A 21,514-nucleotide genomic window follows, 5' to 3' on the forward strand; every position below is an offset into this window, starting at 1 on the left:
GTAGATTTGCTTTTGTTAATAAAATTTAACAACATATTTTTGCTTCAATTAACACTTAAAAAAATTAAATTTTCTAATATGAAACATCTTAGCAGATTTTTAGTTGCTTCCTTGCTTGTCTTAGGGTTAAGTACTGTGAATGCACAAGACGAAAACAATCCATGGGCTTTCAGCATCGAGTTCAACGCTGTGGATACTTTCCCAGTTGGAACTGAGGACGTAGGAAGAACTCCAATTCAAACTAAAGCAAACTTCTTGCAAGAGTTTTTCAACGTAAATGATCACTGGAACATCATTCCTGTGGTTTCTAAAGTATCTGTTGGACGTTATGTTGGTTCTGGTCTTACATTGACCGCTTCAGGATCTGTAAACCGTATCAACAAAGTAGGTGACTTCAGAGTAGATGACCTTTCTTATTATGCTGCTGACGGTCGTATTAGCTACAGCTTCAAAGATGTATTAGGTGGTCCTGGTGGATGGCTTGATCCAGTAATTGGAGTTGGTGGTGGTTACACTTGGGTAGATGACATCGGATTTGGTACTATGAACTTCGGAGCTGGACTACGTTTCTGGTTGAGCGAGCAGTTTGGTATCAACGTTGAGTCTACTTACAAGCATGCGTTCGAAGATGTTTACGGAATTCGTCACTTCCAGCACTCTGCTGGTGTGATCTTCACTTTCGGTGGAAAAGACACTGACGGTGACGGTATCTATGACAAAGACGATGAGTGTCCAGAAACTCCAGGTCTTCCTGAGTTCAACGGATGTCCTGATTCTGACGGTGATGGTATCGAAGATCGTAACGATGCTTGTCCTGACGTAGCTGGTGCAGCTGAATTCAACGGTTGTCCTGATACTGACGGTGACGGTATTGCTGATCCAGACGATGCTTGTCCTACTGTAGCTGGTCTTAAGTCTTTAGGAGGATGTCCTGATGCTGACGGTGACGGAATCAAAGATTCTGATGATAACTGTCCTAACGAAGCAGGTCCTGCTGCTAACAACGGATGCCCTTGGCCAGATTCTGACGGTGACGGTGTACTAGACAAAGATGACAACTGTCCTGATGTTGCTGGTACTGTTGCTAACGACGGATGTCCAGAAGTTACTGTTGAGGTAATCAACACTTTGAACGAGTACTCTAAAACTATCCTTTTCGATACTGGAAAGTCTACTATTCGTCAAGAGTCTTACGCTGTTCTTCAAAACATCGTTGACATCATGAAAGAATACCCAACAACTACTTTCGTAATCGAAGGACACACTGACAGTGTAGGTAGAGACACTACTAACCAGAAGCTATCTGAAGAGCGTGCTGCTTCTGTTAAGTCTTACCTTACTACTATCGGTATGGAAGGATCTCGTTTGATCTCTGTAGGATACGGAGAGTCTCGTCCAATCGCTTCTAACAACACTAGAGCTGGACGTCAAGAAAACAGACGTGTAGAGATTTCTTTGCAGAAATAAGAAATCCCTTAAATACATAAAAAAACGCCTCCGGTTATCGGGGGCGTTTTTTATTTTTATGCAATGCAGTCATTCATTGCCCAATGCTGGGATCATTTAACCAATCAAGTTGACGATATTTCGCAACTGCGTTGTATCGTACCCAGTATCCGCGCCGGGAATTTTCTGCGTCAGTGTATTCAGAAGCAGCAAAGCGCTGCTTCCTTCCTTCCAGATATCATTCCAATTGAACAATTCATCCAAGAGATCGCCGATCTTCAAATTGTGGATGAGCTGCCACTACTCTTTGAGTGCTATCAGGTTTACCTCAAAAGACAGCCGGAACAACCTAAAGACGACTTTGACACCTTCAGTTCTTGGGCTGCTATCTTGCTAGCCGACTTTAATGAAATAGACCGCTACCTGGTTCCTTCGGATTCGTTTTTCGCTTATTTGGCCAGTATACAGGAACTCAATCATTGGTCTTTTCAAGAAAGCCAGTCAGAACTTATTCAGGCTTACCTGTCCTTTTGGAATCAGTTACCCGACTATTACAGTGACCTTAAAGAAGCTTTGAGCGTAAAAGGTTTAGGATATCAAGGAATGGTGTATCGTGAGGCGGTTGAACAATTGAGCTTCTATTTGGATTCCCAAGGAGAACGTCCGCATGCATTCTTAGGTTTCAATGCTTTAAACAATGCTGAGCAGTCCCTGTTTCAGGAGTTTCTAGCGCAAGGGAATCATTTCGTTTTTTGGGATGCAGATAAGCACTTCATCAACGATCACGCACACAGTGCATCCCTTTTTATGCGCCGCTATTTCAAAGAGTGGGGCTACTACGAAAACCAACAGCCGCTGTTCATCACTGACAATTACAGCTGTCCCAAGGAGATCAAGTTGATACAAGCGGCAAATCCATTGGATCAGGTCAAAGATATTGGACATAGCTTGAGTGGTATTCCCGCTTCAGAACTCAAGGACACTGCCATTGTTTTGGCAGATGAGCAACTGCTGTTACCGCTCCTAAATTCCTTACCCAAGAGCATAGACAAGGTCAATGTGACCATGGGGGTGAGTTTAAAGCATCAGCCTCTTACTTTATGGACGCTCGGCTTACTGGAGCTTCATATCCGTTATCCGAAGAACTATTATTACAAACTGTTGTTTAAGGTTCTAGAGCATCCAGTGACCCAATTGGTCATGAAGAAGCCTACCGCGCTCATGCAGGCCATGATCAGCACTAATCAGATCAGTATTAGTCCCGATCAGCTCCTAAGCAATGGTAGCAATGACGACCAAAACGTTTTACAACTGATGTTTGACCCGTGGCCCACGGATCCTATAGCTGCCATTTCGCGCTTGGAAGCCTTGATCAGTCTGCTCAAGCTCACCGCCAATGATATACACAGAACTGCTGCCAATAAGCTTGTGGAGGTCTGTGTTCAGTTAAAGAATATGCAAGAGCGCTATGGCTCTATTAGTTCCTTAGAATCGCTTCGGAATATATTCAGGCAATTGGCCTCCAAAGAGCAAATAGACTTTCAGGGAGATGCTTATGATGGCTTACAGGTCATGGGAGTACTTGAAAGTCGCGCTCTTGATTTTAAAAGGGTCATCATGACCTCAGTCAATGAAGGATACTTGCCCAGTGGCAGTATGGCGCCGTCTTATATCACCAATGATATGAAGTATCAGTACGGTTTGCCTTCTACCTTTGAAAAAGATGCCATATTTGTCTATCACTTCTACCGTCTGCTTCACAGAAGCCAATATGTTGATTTGTACTATACCGCGGTGGGAAGCGGCTTTAACACTAAAGAAGAGAGCCGATTGATCAAACAATTGCGCACTTATGCGGATATGCATCACGTACAGGAGCAGATCATTAGCTCAGAAATGCAGGCGCAAACCGTCGAACTCAAGTCAGTTAAGAAAACCCCTGAGGTACTCCAAAAGCTCCATGAATTAGCTGCAAAGCAATTCAGCCCATCGAGCTTGATCAACTACATCAGAAACCCTATAGATTTCTATTCAGAAAAGGTGCTTAAAGTACGACCTGCGGACATCCTTGAAGAGGACATTGCCCTCAACACCTTGGGCTCTATAGTTCATGAATCTATTGAGCAACTCTATAAACCCTTTGAAGGAGGTTTAATTCAAGAACCAGCGCTTAAGCAATTACTCCCACAATTACCTCAAGTTGTCACGCAGATGAGCCTTAAACACTTGGGAAAACACTTCAGTGCTGGGAAGAATCGCATTGTCTTTGAAGTGGCTCAAAAGTATGTTCAGTTTGCTATTGAAAGTGATCTCGCCTTGCTTGCAGCCAATCATACCATTGAGTTGATTGCCCTAGAAATGCCATTATCCGTCGTTTTTGAGCATCCTCAAATTGGTCCAATTAAGCTGGGCGGCACCGCAGACCGAGTGGACAAACTGGATGGACAATTGCGGATTATTGACTACAAAACCGGAAAAGTCGAACCCCGACAACTGCAACTGTCTGAGTGGGACCTACTAATCACCGATTACAAATACAGCAAAGCCTTCCAAGTCCTGTTGTACGCCTTGATGTATAAACTGCAGTTTGGCATTGTTGCCGATCGTGCCGGGATTATCTCCTTCCGCAGTCAGTCTGAGGATTTCATGAGTTTTGGTTTTAAAGCCATAGGAAGTCGTCAAGTGAAGAATCAACTCAGCCAAGAAACCTTAGAACATTTTGAAAAAGAGCTCATTAAGCTCTTTGAAGAGATCTTTAATACTGAAATACCATTTACCGAAAAAGAACTTTAAATGAGCCAACCCTTTCAACTTCAAGCCAATCACGGCAGGCCAATCATAGGAAACTTTCACCCAGCTCAAGGCACTAAAAAGCAAGCCTTGATCATCTTTTGTCACGGATATAAGGGATTTAAGGATTGGGGCGGATGGCATCTTATGGCCAATGCCTTAACTGAGGTAGGTTTTGATTTTGTCCGATTCAATTTTTCACACAATGGTGGCACGTTAGAACAGCCTATAGACTTTCCCGATCTCGAGGCCTTTTCTGAGAATAACTACAGCATTGAAATGGACGATTTGCAAGTGGTGATTGATCATTTTTCCAAAGAAGAACAAAACTTATACTTACTTGGACACAGTCGTGGTGGTGGTATTGTTAGCCTGACTGCGGGCCAAGATTCCCGCATAGACAAAGTCGCAACACTGGCATCTGTAAGTGATTATCGCGCCCGTTTTTTAGAAGGCACTGAGCATTTTAAACAATGGCAGCAAAAGGGTATTACTTATATTGAAAACAGCAGGACAGGTCAGCTTCTGCCTCATAAATATCAGTTCTACACGGATTTTATTGCCCATGAAGACCGACTGACCATTCACAAGGCTGTTAAAGCAATCAATATCCCTCATCTAATCCTACATGGTACCGAAGACCCAACAGTCACTTTAAAGGAAGCCGAGGCGCTGCACAGTTGGAATCCGGAGAGTATACTTAAAGTTATTGAAGGAGCAGATCACGTATTTGGCATGAAACACCCGTATCCAGAAACTGAATTGCCAAAACACATGCAATTAGCCGTTGAGGCTCTTATTGAATTCTACACAAATTAACCACCGATTGCGATCATGCTGCGGTTTTGGGAATAGTTCTTTGGGTCGCTAAAAGATTCATCGCTCACCATACCTCCGCGCATGGAAGCTTTTGCTTGAATTGCTTGGGCAATTAATGGCGATATCTCGCCTCCGTTTCGAAAGGTGGTCAATAAATCCACCTCTGAACTGGAAAACAAGCAATTCTTAATCCTTCCGTTAGCAGTCAAACGAATTCGGTTACAACTATCGCAAAATGGATTTGTAACTGTACTAATAATTGCAAAAGTTCCTTTGAAGTGCTTGATGCGGTAATTCTTTGAAGTGTCGTTGGCAGAGTCAGCAATACGTTCCACACAAGTTTCTGACCATCTGCTGTGCACTTGGTCTAAAATCTGCTTGTGGCTTACCAATTTCTCCTTATTCCATTTATTGCCGTCAAAAGGCATAAATTCAATAAAGCGAACTGTAATCGGATTTTCTCGTCCGTAAGCAATGAAATCAATGATCTCGTTGTGGTTGAATCCCTTAATCAAAACACAGTTGAGCTTGACATTAAAACCCTCTTGAACCAACAGATCAATATTTCGCTTCACTTGCTCAAAATTATCTCTGCGTGTTATAGTTTTGAATTTTGCGGGATGAAGAGAATCCAGACTGATGTTTATTGTCTTTATTCCTGCAGCCTTCAATTGATCGATATAGCGATCAACAATCACGGCATTACTGGTAATGGATAATTCCACATCTAAGGCTGTTAACTTCTCTAGAATCATCCCAAAGTCCTTACGAACCAATGGTTCGCCACCTGTCAGGCGGATCTTAGTAACACCGAGGTCAACAAAATGTTTTGCAATCTGAAAGACTTCGTCGGGGGTCATTAGCTTAGCGCGCGGGCTCACAGGCACACCTTGCTCAGGCATGCAATAGGTACATCTCAAATTGCAACGTTCCGTTAAGGATATGCGTAAATAAGAGTGTTTTCTTCCGAACTTATCTGTCAAGGCATTCATATCAATCTTCTCTTTCTCCTCTCATGACATTAAACAAATGCAAGGCTGCGGGAAAAACAGCTTGCATAGACTCTTGGGCGCCTTTCGTAGATCCTGGCAGCGCCATTACCAAAGTTTTACCAATAGTACCTACCAAAGAGCGCGATAACATAGCATAAGGTGTACGATCCTGACCATAGGAACGAATTGCTTCTTCCATACCAGGAATTCTGCGTTCAATGAGTGGCGCTAAGGTATCTGGAGTAACATCTCTTGGCGAAAGTCCTGTTCCTCCTGTATAGATTATCAATTGAGTACCTGAATTCAATGCCTGATCCAAAACCGTTTTGATCTGATCTGCTTCATCAGGAATGATTTGATAATCAATTTCTTCCAGGCCGTGATTTCTCAATTCTGACTCAATGGTTTTTCCAGCTCTGTCTTCCTTTTCACCACGAGAAATACTGTCAGAACAAACTACCACCGCTGCTTTGATCTTACGAGACAAACGCTTGTTATTGCTGGATTTGCCCCCTGTCTTTTTCAATAATTTAATCTCATGGATGCTCACAGCCTTGTCAATAGGCTTCAACATATCATAAATGGTCAAAGCTACCACGCTAGCACCGTGCATGGCTTCAACCTCAACACCCGTCTTGTAGAGCGTTTTAACGGTCATATGAATATGCAACTCGAGCTCTTTGAATTCATATTCAACCGCAGTGTACTCTATGGGTAGCGGATGGCAATCCGGCAAGAGTGCAGGAGTTTTTTTAACACCTAAAAAGCCTGCAGCTTTTGCCATAGCCAAGACATTGCCTTTTGGCACACGATCTTCTTTGATCGCTGTCAAGGTTTCTTCTGAGCCAACTCTTACAATTGCCTGAGCTACTGCCGTACGCAGAGTAATGCCTTTATAGGTTATATCTACCATAGATTAATTATTGACTTTCCATTTATGAGATTCGTTCTCCAAAATTTCTTTTCCAAAAATGGGAGCCTCCGCTTTGATGGCTTCCACCACGTATTCCAAGGCTCTAAAAGTAACCCTGCGGTGTGGCGCAGAGACAAAAACAAAAAGACAAACCTCCCCAGTTTTTACTGTACCCAAACTGTGATATATGTGCATACAGGTGAGTTCAAACTCCTCAAAGGTTCGCTCACGGATCTCGTGCATCACCTTATTTGCCATTTCTGCGTAGGCCGTATATTCTATAGCTCCAACGGCAGAATCTCCCGCTTGATCAGCACGTACCTGACCCAAAAAGATATTGTGTGCCCCAATGCCAGTCTTTACTTGGTGTTTAGCAATAGACTCTGCTATAAATTCGGGGCTTATTGGCCCTTCTCTGAATACATTTTTAATAGACTTCATTAGTTGTTGAATTTTCGTTTTCGATGGCGTTTTTTAAATGTTGTGCACTGGAACTTAAGGCATAGACTGCCTCAAAATGATGCTTTTTCAAAAGGTTCACGGCAGTTTTAGCCCGCTGACCACTTTTACAAAAAGCGATATATGTTTTTTCTTTATCCAATTCGTTTAAACGTTGCTCAAGCTCCCCTAACGGAATTTGTAGATCAACAGCTCCAATTCTAGGCAATTCTTGAATTTCGCGCACATCTAAGAACAGGGCTTGATCCAATACCATGGCATCGTTTAAGCTCAAAGTGTTCTTAGGCAACTCACAGTTTGCCAGCGCATTGGTTCGAGGTAACTCCCAAGACTCAGACTGGACATTATCACAGAGGTTTTGATTTTTGCTGATCTTGAGTTGCTGTAAATTAAAGGTGTGTTGGTTCATGTAGTAAACCGACTGATTAGGTACCTCCTCTGGCCAAATGATTGTTTGCAATGCCAAATGGGCCATCTGTAATCCAATGATACCCGCTACGGTCCCAAGGACTCCTAGTACATTACAACCTGCCACTTCACCTGCAGCTGGAGGTTTGGGGTACAAACAACGATAGCAAGGGCCGCCTCTATGATTGAATAATGCAAATTGTCCTTGGTGCTTAAAAAGCGCCCCATAAATCCACGCTTTTTTGCTTTTTACACAGGCGTCATTGATCAAATAACGTGCACTGAAATTATCTGTGCCGTCTATGATCAAGTCATAGGGCTGGATAATCTGCATCACGTTTGCCGTGTGGACTCCTTCCGGGTAAACTCTGATCTCTACGTTCGGATTGAGAGACTCTAGGCGTTCTTTAGCGGCTTGAACCTTTGGCTTACCCACATCCGCAGTAGTATACAGCAATTGCCTATGCAAATTTGAGAGTGCTACAGTGTCCATATCAGCCACCCCCAAAGAACCGACTCCAGCAGCTGCTAAATACTGCAACACTGGACTGCCTAGTCCACCTGCACCAACAACCAAAACCTTAGCATTCGCCAAGGCTTGTTGACCTTTTAGGCCAATATCTTCTAATTGTATTTGTCGTTGGTAACGTTCCATGATCATCCGCCTGAAAAAGGAGGTAACAAGGCTACCTCTGCCTTTGATGTTAATGGGGATGAAGATTTAACAATCTCATGATTCACAGCAATAGTATAAGTCGCCATGGAAAGCCCAGGGTATTCTCGGCGCAATACGGAATCCAATTCATCAACGGTCTCTACCGCTGCGGATCGGATCTCTTCGGTCTTGCCAGTTAGCTCAGCAATTTTACCGAAGTACTTTAAAGTTAGTTCCATTACAGAATGTTTAAGTAAGGAACCAGGGAATCTTGTTCAACGTGGGAAACCTCCTCATCTAAAAAAACCAAAGCGTCGGCGGCCGCAAAACTTTGCAACATGGAAGAAGCTTGTCCATCCAGTATCGCAACGGTGTTGTCTATGCCTGTCTTTGCTTTTAAGAACTGTGCCCTGTCTCCTTTTTTGTGGTAATTTGATTCTATTTTCGCAAACTGGAATCTGGAGGAAGCTTGCTTGTCTCCTTCCCATAACCGCAATGCCAAAAGCACATAAACGTAAAAACAGCTTAGTGCCGAGGCTGGATTTCCAGGGAGTGCAAATACCAGTTTCTGCTCTTTCTTACCGAACAACAAAGGTTTTCCTGGCTTCTGTTTTACTTTGTAAAACATCTGCTGAACACCTAAATCGTTCAATGCGGTCTTGACAAAATCATAATCTCCCACGGATATTCCGCCGGAAACCAACACCACATCAGCTTCTGCTAAGGCCCGCTGCAATGTCTGTGTCAACACCTTTAAATCGTCCTCGGCTTTTAAAACCTGAGAATCTTTATATCCTTTGTCGCTTAGCACAGCTGCTAACATAGCACCATTGCTTTCGTAAATCTGTCCGTGCTCCAAGGACTCCCCTGCAGCTTTAAGTTCATCTCCAGTAACCACAATGGCTACTCGAGGTTTTGTTGCTACTGCAACTTCAGAAACACCAACCCCTGCCAATAAACCAATGCCCGCCGGAGTTATGCGCATTCCAGCAGCCATAACGGTATCTCCTTGTTGAAGCTGTTCTCCGACCGGACGAATATTGGCACCCCGTCTAAAGGGCTCTTCCAAAACAATACCATTGTCTAGACGTTGGACCTTTTCTTGGATTACCACACGATCTGCCGTATCAGGTACTGGTGCTCCAGTAAAGATTCGCACGGCTTCACCTGGGTTTAAATGAGGATTACTTCCAGAACCAGCTGCTACCTCACCGACAACCGTATATTCCATGCTGTCATGAGAACAAATGGCGTAACCGTCCATAGCAGATTGCCTAAAAGGCGGCATGCTGATGGGACTCACTACGTCTGCACCTAGAACACAATCCAAGGCACCGCTAAGGGCGCGTCGCTTGATTGTAGCAGATGATTTTACGTTGTTGGTTATGAGTTGTATGGCTTCTGAAATCGTTACCATGTAGCGTTATATCCACTCAAATATAACGATAATAGTCGGTAAATCAGAAGGTCAGATATAAATCTGTTTCGATTTAGAAGGTTTTAACTTACTTAGGGTTCCAGAACAGGAACGAATCCTTATTTTTAGCTATGCTTCACGAGTTAATTCACATTTTCAATAAGGCCACAGAAGCCGCACAGGCTGATAAAAAATCAGTTTTAGCCTCCGTTGTTGCTTTGGAAGGCTCTTCTTATCGCAGACCTGGAGTGCGTATGCTTATCCTTGATGACGGCGAAATGTTTGGTGCTGTTAGTGGTGGTTGTGTGGAAAAGGACATACTCAGACAAGCCGATGAAGTCTTCAAATCTGGGATGCCAAAGATGATGCATTACGACGGTCGTTACCGCTTGGGATGTGAAGGTCTTTTGTATATTCTGATAGAACCTGTAACCAATCCTCAGGAAATCCTAAACGCTTTAAAGGCTCAAGATCATTCGCGTGAATCTTTTAAAATCACCAGCAATTTTAGTAGAGCTGAAGGCTTACAAGACCAAGCTTGTTCTGTCTTAAATTTTAGTGATGATTTGCGATTGGCTGTGCACGAAGCCCCTCTTGATGCGATTAGTGAGGAGACCTTTACACAAGAGGTCGCTCCGAGTATTCGACTGACCATCATTGGGTCTGAACACGATGCCGTGGCCTTGACGCAACTTGCAGCAGCAGTAGGGTTTCGCGTTGAAATAATAGCACCTTTAGACGATTATAAATCCCTTCAGAATTTTCCGGGAGCAACTAATTTTTATCATTTAAATCCGGAGCAAATAACTCCAACCCAAATAGATGATAGAACTGCGGTAGTGCTTATGACTCACAGTTTCTCTAAAGACCTCAAATACTTAGGAGCACTCATTGAGAGCCGGGCAGCTTATATTGGATTGCTAGGCCCAAAAAAACGTCGAGAAAAGCTCTTTGATGGTCTATTAGAACATTATCCAGAGGTAGCTCCAGAGTTTATTGAAATGCTTCACGGACCTGCTGGGATTAATATCGGAGCTGAAACCGCTTATGAAATAGGCATTTCCATTATTGCGGAGATCTTGGCGGTTATGCGTGGACAGGAGCCACAATCACTCAAGAACAAGAAAAGTGGAATTCACGATTAATTGAATTCAGAAATTTCCATACTCATCTTAGCCGCTGGAAAATCCAGCAGAATGGGATCTCCCAAAATGCTTTTGCCTTGGGGAGACACCACGGTGCTTGATTGTATCATTAAAAAAGCCAAGGCGCTTAGCGCTAATCAAATAGTATTGGTCAGCGGTGCACAGCATGACGAGCTTGAAAAAATCGCGGAAAAGTCCGGAATACAAATAGCTCAAAATCCCCAGTGGGAACGGGGCATGGGCAATTCCTTAGCTTTTGGAATCCGATCCCTAATGAATCAGGCTACAAAAGGGGTGCTTGTTTTACTGGCGGATATGCCCACAATTACTGCTGATGACCTTAACGGTCTCCTAGAAACATTTACCAGCAGTGAAGCAGAAATTGTCTGTACGCAATACCCAAAAATGCAAGGAGTACCCGCAATTTTTAAACATTCACTATTTGAACAACTTAGCCAACTGGATGGCGATCTGGGCGCCAAACAACTCTTTAAACTCCAGGGAATAAAGCTATCCTCTCACAGCGTTCAAAAAGACTATGAGGACCTAGATACACCAGATGCTTACCAAAGACTAAAGGACAAATACGGACTTTAGCAGTTTTCCATTTGCCCAGGAAGTGGTACCGTAAAACCGATTACCTCTTTCAGTTTGGCAGGTTCCAAATCATTGACAAATGGTTGTTTCATCAAACGTTGGCCTGTGGCTGCATGAATGGCATTGGCAATTGCTGCCCCTGCTGGCGGCAAAGCCGGTTCTCCCAGTCCTGTTGGTGATAAGCCATTGTCCACAAAATAGGTGTCTACTTGCGGCGTCTCTTTCATGCGAATCAGATGGTAAGTATCGTAATTCTTAGAAGTTGGCCGTCCATTTTCGAATCCAAAATCGCCATACATTGCATGACCTATTCCGTCAATGACACCGCCTTCAATTTGGTTCTTGGCTCCCAATGGATTCACCACAATTCCACAATCTACAGCAACCGTAACTCGTTTAACGACTGGATAGCCATTTTCAATCTCTACCTCAGCCAGTTCTGCAACGTGGGTGTTGTGACTGTAGTAGGCAGAAAACCCTTGATAAACACCTTCTGGAGCGTTGCCCCATCCGCCTTTATCTGCAGCGAGTTTAATGGTGTCTTGCATGCGTTTACCTGAGTATTGTATGTTCTCATCCGTATTGCCTTTTACGTTCTCCAATAGATCTAAGCGCATTTGAACGGCGTCTTTACCCAGTTTTCCTGCTATCTCATCAAAGAAGGTTTGCTCCGCAAAGGCTAAGAAATTGGTATATGGTGCTCTCCAAGCCCCAATGGTGATATTGCTTTGATAGTTAGCTGTATCTACCTTGTAATTGGAAATAGCCCCTGCTGGGAAAAAGTGTGGGATTAGGCCATACATATTTGAGTTGATCGCCGCCTCTTTCAAATGATAACCGGTGATCTCCCCATCTTTTAAAGAAGCAGCAATGCGATACTTGATAGCCGGGCGGTAAATACCTGCGGTCATATCATCTTCTCTACTGTAAACCACCTTAACTGGCTTTTGAGCCAAATTGGATATCTGCGCAGCATCCATTACAAAGTCTCCGTAAAGTCGGCGGCCAAAACCACCACCCATGCGGGTCATCTCTAAATGAACCTCTTCTGCATTTCGATCTAGCAATTGCGCTACACGTGCAGCAGTTCCCGCAGGAGTTTGGATAGGTCCAACCAAGTGAATCCGATCTGCCGTAACATTCGCATAGAAGTTCATAGGTTCCATGCAGTTGTGCGGCAAGAAAGGCGATTCATAGGTGCGTTCTACCACCTCATCCGCAGCCGCAAAGGCAGCTGCAACATCTCCGTCTTCTCTACGCGTATCAAAAGAGTTTCCATCTAAGATCTCATTGAGAATCCTGTCGTGATCCGCAGTACTCTCTAAGGTACCATCTGCCTTCCAAATAGCCTTAAGGGCTTTTTTTCCTTGCATGGCCGCCCAAGTATTATTGGCCAATACGGCAATTTTATTGTCGTAGCTCACCACATCAATTACCCCAGAAACAGCTCGGGCACCGGCATCGTCAAAGCTCTCCAAGGCATTCCCAAAAGCGGGTGGACGCATTACTGAGGCATAAACCATTCCCTCGGCCGTATAGTCCAAACCAAAGAGCGGCTTTCCAGTAATGATCTCATCGATATCAACATTGCGGGTATCGGTTCCGATTATGGTGTAGTCTTTAGTCTCCTTGAGAGTTACATTCTCTGGCACCTCCAGGCCAGCAGCCTGATTCACCACCTGACCGTAATGCAAGCTGTCTCCGTTGGCATTGGTGATCACTCCTTGACTTGCGCTGCAAGTGGAAGCATCAACACCCCATTGGGCGGCAGCTGCATTGATAAGCATCTGCTTGGCGGTTGCTCCAGTTTGTCTCAAAGCATCCCATCCGAAGCGAATAGACTGACTACCTCCAGCTACTTGGCGCTGATAATTCTTAGTATCCAAAACCCCTTGAGCCACATGAACCTTTTCCCAAGGCACATCCAACTCTTCTGCAATGATCATGGGCATGGAAGTTTTAACTCCTTGACCAATCTCTGGATTGGGTGAAAATATGGTGACATAGCCGTCATCTGATATCTTGATGAAGGCATTGAAATCGTTAAAGTTCAAAGAAGCGATATCCACCGGAGGTTGAGCAGCTTCTTTACAAGCCTGAAATAAATTAAAGCCGATGAGCATTCCGCCACCAGCCAAGGCCGAAGTTTTGATAAAACCCCGACGACTGAACGTAAGTTTTTGATTGTTTTCCATGACGTCTAAGGGTTATGAGTTTTTGGCTGCTTGAGCAACCGCTTTTTCGATTCGATTATAAGAAGCACAGCGGCATATATTGCCGTGCATGGCATTGCGGATCTCTTCTGATGTTGGACTCGGATTCTGTGCCAAAAAGGCTGACGCGGTCATGATCTGACCTGCTTGGCAATAGCCACATTGCGGCACGTCCACTTCCTTCCACGCCACCTGAACCGGATGGTCTCCAGCCTCTGACAGGCCTTCTATAGTGGTGATCTTCTTTCCTTCCAAAGCAGAGACTGGAAGTTGACAACTGCGTACTGCGTTGCCGTCTAGATGTACTGTACAGGATCCACATTGACCGATCCCACAGCCGAATTTAGTTCCTACCATCCCCAGTTCATCACGTAGCACCCACAATAGTGGTGTTTCAGGCGCGGCAGTTATGGTCCAGGATTCCCCATTGATTGTTATAGTAAGGCTTGCCATATTTGGTTAGTTTTTATTGAACTTTTAAGGTACAAAAAAAGCAAGCAGGACGATGTATTTTAACACCAATCTGCTAAAAATTAAGATTTTAAAAGGATAACGAAGTTTACCTATGAGCTTATTTTTTAACCAATACCATCTTTGCAGCATCGCTTCTAGCAATGGAACGAAGAAAACCTCTTAGCTCTGCATATTCCTCTGGGGTTGCTCTAAAACTGCGAAGCACTAAGCTTCGGCTAACTTGCACGGAATTTTCACCATCTTTTAAGATCAACATGGTGTAGGTGCCGAATCTCGACTCAATATCTATGGGATATGGCAGCGCATCTATTTTGTATCCCTCTGGAATTTCAATTCGAAAACTGGTATTGTCCATCCAGCCACGAAGCATAACAGCCTCTTGGCTGCGGCTTTTGTAACGGCGTGGGATATAAGTGTATCGGTCCATTACATTGACCGGTACAATGACTTTCTCATTGGAGAAATTAGCAAAATCTGTGGCCGTAAAAACTACTTCTTCTCTTAGGCTGATTTGCTCTTTATCTTCTTCCAGATTAATGTTTTGGATGTCGAGATTGTCTACATAACGCCAATAATTCTTATAGCTGCTCACGCGATCTTTTTGATCTTTATAGAGCATAGCACTTCGCGTGTCATACTGAATTCCTCGAGATACTAAACTTACTACTCCGCTAAGAGTTCCAGATGCATCTAGATTAAAGGTTCCGTCTGTGTTGAGGGTGTTTCTTCCTAGATCATAGTTTGGTGTGCGCTTAATGACACCTCCTTGAGGGGTAAGTGCCACCACATTTCTATTGTCGGTAAAGTCACCCAAAAAATTAAATGGCATGGTTTGACTGGTGCATTCCAGCCACAATTCTTCATCCTCTAACGGCACATTTAAGATCACGTGATTGCCTTGTAAAGAAGCAAAATCAGCATCTATACTTTTCTGATCACGACCGGCCCAAACCACGCAATAATTGGCCTCTATCCCTTGACTGTTAAGCAAAGCCATGGTTAAATTGGTCAATCCTTTACAGTCTCCATAACCTTTTTCAATCACTTCCGCAGCTGGATACGGCCGCAAACCGCCTATACCCAATTGCACACTGATATAGCGCGTATTGTCTTGCATGAATTCATAAATGCGACGCACCTTTTCTTTGGTATTTGGAGCATCTGCTACTAAGGCGCTCACTTTAGAAACCACATGCTGTGGCAAGCCGTCTAAGCCCGCAACTAGATTTCTGTATTGCCAGGCGCCTAGCTCTTCCCAATTGGATGCCCTTCCTTCTATGCCATCTAAACTAAAATGAGTCAGGCCAACACGAACGCTGGGTATAAATTCCCAAGGAGAAGGACCCAATTCTTCTGCACTGGTTGCCATAATTTCACTGGCTGAAACCTCTAATAAGCCGTCGCTTTCATTAATGTTAAAGACTCCTTCGAGATCAAAAACTTTATATCTAAATCCGAGGTCTGGATTGTACTTGACCACAAAGCGGGTATTCCAAATGGAGGAATCGTAATAATCAATCAGGTTCCAAGTGGGTAAATAAAAAGTGTCTTTGCTTTCTGTTTCCGATTCAAAGACCAAAGTATATGGATACTGCGTGGGCGTATATTGCAAGACCATCAGGCGGCTGTCGCTGTAAAGCGTACCTCCATCAACGGCGCTGATATCTTCAAAATCCCGCTTTCTAAAACGCTCTAACTCTTCACCATCTTTGTCCAAAATGGTGGCAGATAGCTTTGTAATTCTCCGGTCGTCATCATAACTGGCGTAAGCCACAGCATCAGAATCGCCTCCTTTATTGAAAACGGTAACAACTCGCTTGTGTTTATAAACGATACTGCGATGATCCGCAATCTCCAATTCATACGTTTCTGTTACAGTAGTGCTGTTGGCATCTTCTTTTAAAGATTCTGGAATCAGATCTACTCGGTATTCTTCCTGGGCAAAGAGCGAAGCACTAAAAGTGAGGAAGCAGAATAGAAAAAAATTCTTAAGGGTCATAAGCGCATCGGTTATCTTAAAGCAAGCTATGACTGCCAAGTGAGAAATCCAAATTTAATCCCGCTGCTCCTTATACTGCTCCCATTTGGCCAAAAGGAACTCAGTGAGACTCAAATTCATTTCTTCTGGGGTTGGTACTTTGACAGATGTCTCCACACAATAAAGCAAAAACGGATATACCTCTACTTCCTCCAGTCCCAGCTCTTCCCTTAAAAATTCCTCGGGTATCGCAGCCTGCAACTCATCAATAATGACGTCTTGTTTTTCCCAACTATTGAGCATTTTGAGCTTTCTGATCCGTCCGTTTATAGTGTTGAGAATTAGATCGAAGGGCACTAATCCGCCAGCAGAACTTGTCGCAGTGTATAGTTTCTTCTCCGCGTTAGAAAGTACCTTGGTTGGCATGATCGCTCCAAAATTCTGTTCGATGATCTCTGCGATCTGCTCATCGGAGAGTTGATCCGAACGCACCACCACCTCATCGAGTTCAGTGGTCTCTGGAGTCATGGTAATGTTGATGGGCCCAAGATCCTCGGGAAGATCTTTAGCTACAAATTCAAAGTTGGAAAAACTCAATCCCGCGAAGAGGATAGTATCTCCATCGTCATAACCAATGGAATACATACCGCGCTCATTAGTTACTGTCCCTTTGACTCGAGTTAAATTGAGAACTGTAATTCCCTCTAAAGATCGGCCTTGTTCATCAGTGACGCGCCCTTCTAGTCTTTGAGCTAAGGCATTGACACTCACTAGGCACAGCAGGCCCAGTATCCATATGCGTTGGTTAGAAAGCATGCGCTAAACTCGGTAAATCTGTGAGTCAATACTGATAAGGCGTTGTTAAAATGAACCTCTTCGCTGATAAATTCCTGTTAAGGAATTAGTCGTTATTTACAGCCAATAGAGTATCCGTCAGGCGTAAAAGCTGCAATTTAACACGCTGATCTTGAAAGCTATACACCCGCACTTCTTGCCGCTGAGAAGGTTTTCCCCAATCGTAATAGACTGTTAACTTTACAAAAGTGGGTTCGGGCTTTTTGTTGCCGCGATAGGTGAAATTAACCAGCCATTCTCCGTTTTGGAGATCCTCCACAAAGAACTCTTTGCTGGAAAAGCCCTTGGTCTTCTCATCGGTGATCAGGTCTTGATTGTCTGCTAAGGAGTGATTGAATGAGTAGGCGCGTCGCTCTGGATTCACAAACTCGATATCAAATTCAGCCTCAGACGTATTCCACTCAAAGACCAAACGAACATCCGCGCGGAAGTCTTGAATATCGTCGTGAATGGGAACAAACTTCTCCTTTATCTTAGCTTGATTGCTTCGATTAAAGTAGATGTATTCCATCTCTGAATAGATGGTCTTCCCAATTCCTTCTCCACTGATATCATTGTCACCCAAGATATAACTCATATACACCCGCCAAGCCAAAACAAACTGACTGTTCTCTAAATGCGCGTTGGCCAGATCTCTAAAGGATTGTGCATATTCTGGACGTAAACGCGCCACTTTCTTATACTGCTCCACAGCGGCCTTGGTCATTCCTAATTCCTGGTAGAAATAAGCAATAGCCTTTTGAATCTCAGGATTCTTCAAATGCTTGTTAGAAAGCGCTTCCAGCACCTTTTGCGAATTGGACAGATCCCCATACTGCTGCGCAAACCATCGGGCTATAATAAGGCCTTGCCCGTAATTGGCAAGCGAATCCTGCAGCGATTCCATGTAATACTCTAAAGCTGCCTCTGCAGAACCTTTAGCCTTTAGCGCATCCAAAATCGGCTTGTCTACTTCTGCAATTCCGCCATAACCCGCCGCATCATCTGAATAGTAATTCTGGTTCTGCAATTTGGCTAAGTCTTCTTGCTTTTTCTTCTCGGCTGCATTGAAACTGCCGTACTTGGTCCGAATCACTATAACTCCTCCTGCACCTAAGGTTCCGTACTTGTTAGTTGCCGCTAAGGACTTCAATGCATAGATTGCTTCTATCTGCGAGAGGTCTAAATAGGTGGGTTCATCCGTAGTGAAGACGCCATCGACTTCCCATGCAACGGGATAATCTTGGGTGGCTGAAGAGGAACCGCCTCGCAAATAAGCACGACCATTCACACCCACAGAGTAACCAGATATCTTGCCTTTCAAGGCTTCTTTTAAGGAGGAATAGGTATTGCTCAGCTCTTCTCCGTCTACCACCCCAACTGCATATCCCGCTTTTGAAGGATCAAAACGTCCCCGAGAAGTTTCAAAAGGACGCTCGGCTTTTTTGCGCCTCTTTTCTGAGATACCCTCCGCATTGGTCACCGTAATAACCACTTCATCCAATTCATTGGAAACCTCAATCATTTCCAAATCTATTCGCTCGGTTATATCTTCCACAAGGATCTCTACCTCTTTAAAAGAAACATGACTGTATAACAAGGTTTCTCCTGGGCTAACCTCAATAGTATATCGGCCCCTTCTGTTGGTCTTAGTTCCTCGAGACGTGCCTTTTACCTTTATATTGACATCGGGTATAGGAGCCTCCAAAAATGTAATGGTTCCCTTAACTTCTCTGGGCTCGCCAAGAGTTTGTTCAGCAGGTGTTCCATCGGCATTTAAGGCATCATCCTGATAAAAATTTTGGTTCTTATATTTTTCCGCTTCCTTGGCGCGTTTGGCAGCTAATTGTTCAGGAGCATTCACAGTACGAATGAAAACCGTTGGACCCACGCCAGGAACATTGGCCAGATACATTTGTACAATTTCGCTGTAAGCGATCACTGGAGCCTCCTTCCATTCAATATCGTCAACCATCCAGGTAAAAGGACCTTTCACCCCAGCGTAACGATCCTTTAAGGCTAGATTCAAATCTGGATTAGCCAGCATTCGAATCTCTCGCTGATCCAAATAATAAACCACACCTCCGTGAGCGGCTGGATTGAATTTCCTACCAAAAGGCGCTGCTAACTTCACATTCATGACCACTTCAAGGTCATCTTCCTCAGGTGCTGGCGCATACGCAGTAACCACCACCTCATCCAGGCTCTCCACAAAGTCATCCATAGGTACATTGAGCACCGTGGAAGTCTCTTCCAAAAGGATCTCCACGTCTTTGAATCCCACATGACTAAACCTTAAGGTTTGACCCACCTCTGCATTGATTTGGTAGGTTCCGTCCGCAGCTGTTTCTGTTCCCTGATTGGTGTTCACTACACGAATGTTCACCTTAACCAGAGGGCTTTCCTGATAAGTTACTTTACCAATAACTGTGATGGTCTGAGCCACGATCGTCTCAGAAATAAATAAAGCAAAGAGAAATAAAAAGTAGAATTTTCGAGTGTTCATAGCCTTTTTCACTGCGTTTCTAGCAATTAGTATACAGAGTTACGACTTATGTAACAGATCTGGGTAAGTTTATATATTATTTAACCTATTCAGAAATTGCAACCCCAAGTTGGGAAACTTAAAATCAACCTAAGGATAATCTATATTTAAATAGCGAGGTAGCAATGAATGGTAATTTAGCAATTTGGAGATGTTATTTTCACTATGAAAGACCTGATCAACAGAGATATTAGTTGGCTGTATTTTAACAACCGAGTGCTCAAAGAGGCTGCCGATATAGATGTACCGCTCTATGAAAGATTCAAATTCTTAGCCATTTTCTCGTCCAACCTCGATGAATTCTTTCGTGTGAGAGTCTCTAGGCTGAGACAACTAAAACATGTAAAAAAGAAGCATCGAAAATCACTCGGAGTACGTCCAAATAAAACCTTAAAGGAAGTGCTTAAAATTGTTGATCAGCAACAGAATGAATTTGGGCGTATTTACAAGAATCTGCTCAAAGTACTTCCCAGTCATGGAATTCATTTAGTCAACCCAAAAAAACTCACGCCTGAACAAGCCGTGTTTACCAAAAACTATTTTAAACAGGAGCTGCTGCACCAACTACGGTGGACCAACGCCAACCAAGATGCAAGGTCATTTTTGAGAGACGGTTTTCAATACTTGTTTATCATTTTCAAAGGCGAAGTTCAAGTTGGTTTTATAGAATTGCCTACAGACGAAATCTCACGTTTTTTGGAACTGCCTTCAAAAGACGGGCTGTCGCTGATCTATCTGGAAGATGTGATTAAAATGTATTTACAGGATATATATCCCGATCAGCGTGTGAAAAACGTCTATCAGATCAAGATTTCTAGAGATGCCGAACTCTACTTAGATCAAAGCTTAGAACCTGAGCTCGTGGCACAAATAAAAGACTCTTTAAATAACCGTCAAACGGGCCAGCCTACGCGTCTTTTGTATGATAATAGTATGAATAAAGCGGATCGCAAACTGCTACGAGAACACCTGGATCTCAATAAAATTGACCTCATTCCTGGTGGGAAAAGACACAATTTTAGTGATTTCTTTGCCTTGCCTATGCCCAAGACTGTTCAGCGGTTGAGCTATTTACCTATGCCACCACTCAAACACCCTCAACTGGAGATAAATGATAATTTATTTCATGCCATTGCTGAAAAGGATCGGGTCTTGCATTTTCCGTATCAACAATTTGATTATGTATCTGCGCTTGTAGAACAAGCTACTGTGGATCCTGCAGTAACTCAAATCCGAATATCTTTGTACCGCACCGCTAAAGTTTCTAGACTTACAACGGCACTACTCCAAGCCGTTGAAAACGGGAAGAAAGTTCACATTTTTATCGAGGCTCAAGCGCGTTTTGATGAACAGAACAACCTTAACTGGGGAAGTACTTTTGAACAGGCTGGAGCTTTTGTTTCCTATAGCATTAGAGATATAAAAGTACATTCCAAGATCATGATGATCAGCAGAAATGAAGGAGATCAAATTAAGAATTACGGATACATTGGAACAGGTAATTTCAATGCCAAGACCGCTAAAGTTTACTGCGACCACGCACTACTTACCGCCAATGAGCTCATAACTGATGATCTCCAACAAGTGTTTGATATAATCGAACGCAAAATAGAACGTCCAAAACTCAAAGCCTTATTGGTGTCTCCCTTTACCACAAGAAGTGGCTTTGAGACCTTGATACAAAACGAAATTGACGCTGCCCTTGAAGGAAAGAAAGCTAAAATTACGGCCAAAATGAACAGTCTGGAGGATCCTCAAATGATCCAATGGCTTTATAAGGCGAGTCGAGCAGGAGTTAAGATCAGACTCATAGTACGAGGTTTTTGCCG

17 protein-coding genes are annotated in these 21,514 nt (G+C 43.6%); 6 read left to right on the plus strand and 11 right to left on the minus strand.

Annotation, left to right across the window (positions count from 1 at the left end):
• Window positions 1-78 precede the first annotated feature (78 nt).
• The 3 genes from ACSLP7_RS05205 to ACSLP7_RS05215 all read left to right on the plus strand — a co-directional run bounded on the left by ACSLP7_RS05205 (window position 79) and on the right by ACSLP7_RS05215 (window position 5,055).
• On the plus strand, window positions 79-1,467 hold the full coding sequence (locus ACSLP7_RS05205) for an OmpA family protein (RefSeq protein ID WP_435578328.1): 1,389 nt from the start codon (window positions 79-81) through the stop codon (window positions 1,465-1,467).
• A gap of 63 nt (window positions 1,468-1,530) precedes the next feature.
• Window positions 1,531-4,239: a PD-(D/E)XK nuclease family protein gene (locus ACSLP7_RS05210; RefSeq protein ID WP_435578329.1), complete on the plus strand. Its 2,709-nt coding sequence runs from the start codon at window positions 1,531-1,533 to the stop codon at window positions 4,237-4,239.
• Window positions 4,240-5,055: an alpha/beta hydrolase family protein gene (locus ACSLP7_RS05215; protein ID WP_435578331.1), complete on the plus strand. Its 816-nt coding sequence runs from the start codon at window positions 4,240-4,242 to the stop codon at window positions 5,053-5,055.
• Here ACSLP7_RS05215 and moaA read toward each other — a convergent pair.
• From moaA to ACSLP7_RS05245, 6 genes are read right to left on the minus strand one after another with little or no spacing between them, the layout of a single operon-like run.
• The gene (gene moaA / locus ACSLP7_RS05220; RefSeq protein WP_435578332.1) at window positions 5,052-6,047 is read right to left on the minus strand and encodes a GTP 3',8-cyclase MoaA; all 996 of its coding nucleotides are present in this window, start codon (window positions 6,045-6,047) and stop codon (window positions 5,052-5,054) included. The two genes, ACSLP7_RS05215 and moaA, sit on opposite strands and share 4 nt — an antisense overlap.
• A gap of 1 nt (window position 6,048) precedes the next feature.
• A complete protein-coding gene (moaCB, locus tag ACSLP7_RS05225; protein ID WP_435578333.1) occupies window positions 6,049-6,960 on the minus strand; it encodes a bifunctional molybdenum cofactor biosynthesis protein MoaC/MoaB in 912 nt (303 codons plus the stop codon).
• A 3-nt stretch (window positions 6,961-6,963) separates the two neighbouring features.
• Complete coding sequence (locus tag ACSLP7_RS05230) at window positions 6,964-7,401, minus strand: molybdenum cofactor biosynthesis protein MoaE (protein ID WP_435578334.1); 438 nt, start codon at window positions 7,399-7,401, stop codon at window positions 6,964-6,966.
• Window positions 7,388-8,482, minus strand: a complete 1,095-nt coding sequence (locus ACSLP7_RS05235; RefSeq protein ID WP_435578335.1) for a ThiF family adenylyltransferase — start codon at window positions 8,480-8,482, stop codon at window positions 7,388-7,390. The genes ACSLP7_RS05230 and ACSLP7_RS05235 overlap by 14 nt, the downstream gene beginning before the upstream one ends.
• Window positions 8,483-8,484: 2 nt before the next feature.
• Window positions 8,485-8,721, minus strand: coding sequence for a MoaD/ThiS family protein (locus tag ACSLP7_RS05240; RefSeq protein WP_435578336.1), 237 nt, complete (start codon window positions 8,719-8,721; stop codon window positions 8,485-8,487).
• Complete coding sequence (locus ACSLP7_RS05245; protein ID WP_435578337.1) at window positions 8,721-9,899, minus strand: molybdopterin molybdotransferase MoeA; 1,179 nt, start codon at window positions 9,897-9,899, stop codon at window positions 8,721-8,723. Before ACSLP7_RS05245 ends, ACSLP7_RS05240 begins: the two co-directional genes overlap by 1 nt.
• 131 nt (window positions 9,900-10,030) lie before the next feature.
• On the opposite strand from ACSLP7_RS05245, the gene ACSLP7_RS05250 reads away from it, so the two are divergent.
• Entirely contained in the window at window positions 10,031-11,044 is a 1,014-nt protein-coding gene (locus ACSLP7_RS05250; protein WP_435578338.1) for an XdhC family protein, read from the plus strand.
• Entirely contained in the window at window positions 11,045-11,641 is a 597-nt protein-coding gene (locus ACSLP7_RS05255) for a nucleotidyltransferase family protein (RefSeq protein ID WP_435578339.1), read from the plus strand.
• Here the strand turns inward: ACSLP7_RS05255 and ACSLP7_RS05260 are convergent.
• From ACSLP7_RS05260 to ACSLP7_RS05280, 5 genes are all read right to left on the minus strand, one after another.
• Window positions 11,638-13,836 carry a molybdopterin cofactor-binding domain-containing protein gene (locus ACSLP7_RS05260; protein WP_435578340.1) on the minus strand — a complete coding sequence of 733 codons (2,199 nt, stop codon included), beginning with the start codon at window positions 13,834-13,836 and terminating at the stop codon, window positions 11,638-11,640. The genes ACSLP7_RS05255 and ACSLP7_RS05260 overlap by 4 nt on opposite strands.
• 12 nt (window positions 13,837-13,848) lie before the next feature.
• Window positions 13,849-14,307, minus strand: a complete 459-nt coding sequence (locus ACSLP7_RS05265) for a (2Fe-2S)-binding protein (RefSeq protein ID WP_435578341.1) — start codon at window positions 14,305-14,307, stop codon at window positions 13,849-13,851.
• A 118-nt stretch (window positions 14,308-14,425) separates the two neighbouring features.
• On the minus strand, window positions 14,426-16,327 hold the full coding sequence (locus tag ACSLP7_RS05270) for a DUF3857 domain-containing protein (protein ID WP_435578342.1): 1,902 nt from the start codon (window positions 16,325-16,327) through the stop codon (window positions 14,426-14,428).
• Window positions 16,328-16,381: 54 nt separating this feature from the next.
• Entirely contained in the window at window positions 16,382-17,122 is a 741-nt protein-coding gene (locus ACSLP7_RS05275; protein WP_435578343.1) for a carboxypeptidase-like regulatory domain-containing protein, read from the minus strand.
• Between the two features lie 85 nt (window positions 17,123-17,207).
• Window positions 17,208-19,646, minus strand: coding sequence for a carboxypeptidase-like regulatory domain-containing protein (locus tag ACSLP7_RS05280; RefSeq protein WP_435578344.1), 2,439 nt, complete (start codon window positions 19,644-19,646; stop codon window positions 17,208-17,210).
• A gap of 204 nt (window positions 19,647-19,850) precedes the next feature.
• Between ACSLP7_RS05280 and ppk1 the strand changes: the two genes are divergently transcribed.
• On the plus strand, window positions 19,851-21,514 hold a 1,664-nt coding region (gene ppk1 / locus ACSLP7_RS05285; RefSeq protein ID WP_435578345.1), incomplete at its 3' end, for a polyphosphate kinase 1.

The sequence above is a fragment of the Gilvibacter sp. genome (assembly GCF_965601605.1).
Classification (GTDB): Bacteria; Bacteroidota; Bacteroidia; order Flavobacteriales; family Flavobacteriaceae; genus Gilvibacter.

What these genes read in the sequence shown, in the direction of transcription:
- ACSLP7_RS05205 (WP_435578328.1), top strand. Translation starts at nt 79, where the DNA reads ATGAAACATCTTAGCAGATTTTTAGTTGCTTCCTTGCTTGTCTTAGGG.
- ACSLP7_RS05210 (WP_435578329.1), top strand. Translation starts at nt 1,531, where the DNA reads ATGCAGTCATTCATTGCCCAATGCTGGGATCATTTAACCAATCAAGTT.
- ACSLP7_RS05215 (WP_435578331.1), top strand. Translation starts at nt 4,240, where the DNA reads ATGAGCCAACCCTTTCAACTTCAAGCCAATCACGGCAGGCCAATCATA.
- moaA (WP_435578332.1), bottom strand. Translation starts at nt 6,047, where the DNA reads ATGAATGCCTTGACAGATAAGTTCGGAAGAAAACACTCTTATTTACGC.
- moaCB (WP_435578333.1), bottom strand. Translation starts at nt 6,960, where the DNA reads ATGGTAGATATAACCTATAAAGGCATTACTCTGCGTACGGCAGTAGCT.
- ACSLP7_RS05230 (WP_435578334.1), bottom strand. Translation starts at nt 7,401, where the DNA reads ATGAAGTCTATTAAAAATGTATTCAGAGAAGGGCCAATAAGCCCCGAA.
- ACSLP7_RS05235 (WP_435578335.1), bottom strand. Translation starts at nt 8,482, where the DNA reads ATGGAACGTTACCAACGACAAATACAATTAGAAGATATTGGCCTAAAA.
- ACSLP7_RS05240 (WP_435578336.1), bottom strand. Translation starts at nt 8,721, where the DNA reads ATGGAACTAACTTTAAAGTACTTCGGTAAAATTGCTGAGCTAACTGGC.
- ACSLP7_RS05245 (WP_435578337.1), bottom strand. Translation starts at nt 9,899, where the DNA reads ATGGTAACGATTTCAGAAGCCATACAACTCATAACCAACAACGTAAAA.
- ACSLP7_RS05250 (WP_435578338.1), top strand. Translation starts at nt 10,031, where the DNA reads ATGCTTCACGAGTTAATTCACATTTTCAATAAGGCCACAGAAGCCGCA.
- ACSLP7_RS05260 (WP_435578340.1), bottom strand. Translation starts at nt 13,836, where the DNA reads ATGGAAAACAATCAAAAACTTACGTTCAGTCGTCGGGGTTTTATCAAA.
- ACSLP7_RS05265 (WP_435578341.1), bottom strand. Translation starts at nt 14,307, where the DNA reads ATGGCAAGCCTTACTATAACAATCAATGGGGAATCCTGGACCATAACT.
- ACSLP7_RS05270 (WP_435578342.1), bottom strand. Translation starts at nt 16,327, where the DNA reads ATGACCCTTAAGAATTTTTTTCTATTCTGCTTCCTCACTTTTAGTGCT.
- ACSLP7_RS05275 (WP_435578343.1), bottom strand. Translation starts at nt 17,122, where the DNA reads ATGCTTTCTAACCAACGCATATGGATACTGGGCCTGCTGTGCCTAGTG.
- ACSLP7_RS05280 (WP_435578344.1), bottom strand. Translation starts at nt 19,646, where the DNA reads ATGAACACTCGAAAATTCTACTTTTTATTTCTCTTTGCTTTATTTATT.